3 protein-coding genes and 1 pseudogene are annotated in these 2,041 nt (G+C 52.9%); all 4 read left to right on the plus strand.

The window, feature by feature from the left end; translation table 11 throughout:
- Window positions 1–429 (plus strand): annotated as a pseudogene (locus tag QVO39_RS08210) (nucleotidyltransferase); the annotation flags it as partial.
- Window positions 429–1,397 (plus strand): tRNA (adenosine(37)-N6)-dimethylallyltransferase, encoded by a 969-nt coding sequence (locus tag QVO39_RS08215; RefSeq protein WP_021903766.1) that lies wholly within the window; start codon window positions 429–431, stop codon window positions 1,395–1,397. The pseudogene QVO39_RS08210 and the gene QVO39_RS08215, both read left to right, overlap by 1 nt.
- Window positions 1,398–1,463: 66 nt before the next feature.
- Window positions 1,464–1,817, plus strand: coding sequence for a S4 domain-containing protein (locus QVO39_RS08220; protein WP_018028458.1), 354 nt, complete (start codon window positions 1,464–1,466; stop codon window positions 1,815–1,817).
- Window positions 1,817–2,041 (plus strand): histidine phosphatase family protein (locus QVO39_RS08225; protein WP_288171946.1); only part of this gene is annotated, 225 nt, incomplete at its 3' end. The genes QVO39_RS08220 and QVO39_RS08225, both read left to right, overlap by 1 nt.

Below are 2,041 nucleotides of genomic sequence, written 5' to 3' on the forward strand. Positions count from 1 at the left end.
ACAGTAGCAAGAGGTGTTTGCGAAGTGGATCACGAAGGTTTGCTCACAGAAGTAGTGGAGCGGACCTCTATTGCACGTGATGAACAAGGGGAGATCGCCTTTCAGGATGAGTCGGGGCGCCGAGTGGTGCTAGAGGAGCAGACTCCAGTCTCAATGAATATGTGGGGCTTTACCCCTGAGTATTTTGATTACTCCGAGGAGGCCTTTATCCACTTCTTGGAGGCCAACTTGCATAGCGAGAAGGGAGAGTTTTATATCCCTACGGTGGTGAATGACCTCGTGAAGCGTGGAATAGCTAGCTGCAAGGTATTGGATACTTCCGCCACGTGGTTTGGAGTTACCTATGCGGCCGATCGGCCTGATGTGGTAGCCAAACTAGAGCAATTGACCAAGAAGGGGGTCTACCCTTCGCCTTTGCTTAAGAAGTGATGAAAGCTCTGCCTGTGGGGGTAGATATTGTGACAATTTATGGTCCTACCGCTTGTGGCAAAACAGCGGTAGCGTGTCAGTTGGCAGAGATGCTGGGTGGGGTGGTACTGAGTGCCGACTCACGCCAGGTGTATCGTGGCATGGATATTGGCACGGGAAAGGATCTTGCGGAGTATCGCCTGGCAGATGGCTATGAGGTGCCGTATCGGCTGATTGATGTGGCAGAGGCGGGGGAGCGGTATGATCTGCACCGTTATCTACAGGACTTTGATAAGGCGTATGATGAGCTACCTAAGGAGCAACCTAAGATCTTGTGCGGTGGCACGGGGCTCTATATCTCTGCCCTTTATGGTGGGTATCGACTCTCGGAGGTGCCACCCAATAAAGCACTTCGGGCGGAGCTGGAGCAGCTATCTGTGGAGGAGCTAAGGGCGCGATTAAAGACTTTGGGTGGTGCTGAGATGCTGGAGAGCGAGGAGCTAGATGAAGGGGAGGGGGTGAATCCTCGGAGACTGGTGCGTGCTATAGAGCTAAGGGAGGCAGGTGCTACTCTGCCGGCTTCGGATAGTAGCACCCGTAAGCCTCTGCGGGGTCCTATCTTTTGCCTTGACCCTAGTAGAGAGTTGCGGAGGGCGAGAATTTCAGCTCGACTCGAGGCACGCCTTAAGTCGGGTCTAGTGGAGGAGGTGGAGGGGCTTTTGGCTCGGGTGCCTAAGGAGGTGCTCTTGGGCTATGGCTTGGAATACCGCTATGTGACGGAGTATCTGCTTGGTGAGCGAAATTGGGAGGAGATGCATAGGGGGCTGGAGGTGGCGATCCATCAATTTGCCAAACGACAGATGACCTGGGCTAGAGGGTTGGATCGGAGGGGCTTTGAATTGATTTATCTCTCTCCAGCTGAGGATCCTAGGAAGACAGCTGAGGCGATGGTTGTCTCTATTTTTGAAAAGGGGGAGAATGAGATATAGGGAGTAGGGAGCTTTTTTGTTTGAACTGTATTGATAAGTAGTCTTACGAGACAATTGTAGAAAAGTATGGAGGTACGCGTTAGTCGTATTATAAGCGAATACCACGAGTATACGCGAAAAGAGGCGGAGGACTTGATCCGTGAGGGACGTGTGAAGGTCAATGGTGCTTTGTCGGGAATAGGGGATAAAGCAGGAGCGGACGATGAGGTGTCGCTCGATGATGTGATGATCCCGCTAAAGGGGCTCTTCCGGAAGTTTGCAAGGGAGGCTGCTGAGCAGAGGACCGGGGAGCGGTATGGAAAGGGAATGCAGGATGATCCATCTTATCTCGACAACCCTAAGAGTAAGGAGCTACGTAAGGGGCGGAAAGACCATCGCAAGAAACGACGCGGAAAGAATTACGAGGGGGAGGAGTACTAGTGCTAAGGGTAGACTGGACGCGCCACACCTCGCTCAAGATATCGGGGGATATCTGCTATGGAGCGAGTGATATAGAGGTGGCGGAGACCTTTGAAGCAGAAGCGGCAGAGGTGCGGAAGCGACTCTCCGTGGAGCGCTATGATGCGGTGTTTACAAGTCCTTTATCAAGGGCTAGTAAGCTTTGTGAAGCGTGTGGCTTTGGAGCAGATGCGGTGGTGGAGCCC

Source organism: Porphyromonas sp. CAG:1061 (assembly GCF_000435035.1).
GTDB lineage: Bacteria > Bacteroidota > Bacteroidia > Bacteroidales > Porphyromonadaceae > Porphyromonas_A > Porphyromonas_A somerae.

Coding starts and splice junctions, on each gene's coding strand:
- QVO39_RS08215 (WP_021903766.1), top strand. CDS start 429: ATGAAAGCTCTGCCTGTGGGGGTAGATATTGTGACAATTTATGGTCCT.
- QVO39_RS08220 (WP_018028458.1), top strand. CDS start 1,464: ATGGAGGTACGCGTTAGTCGTATTATAAGCGAATACCACGAGTATACG.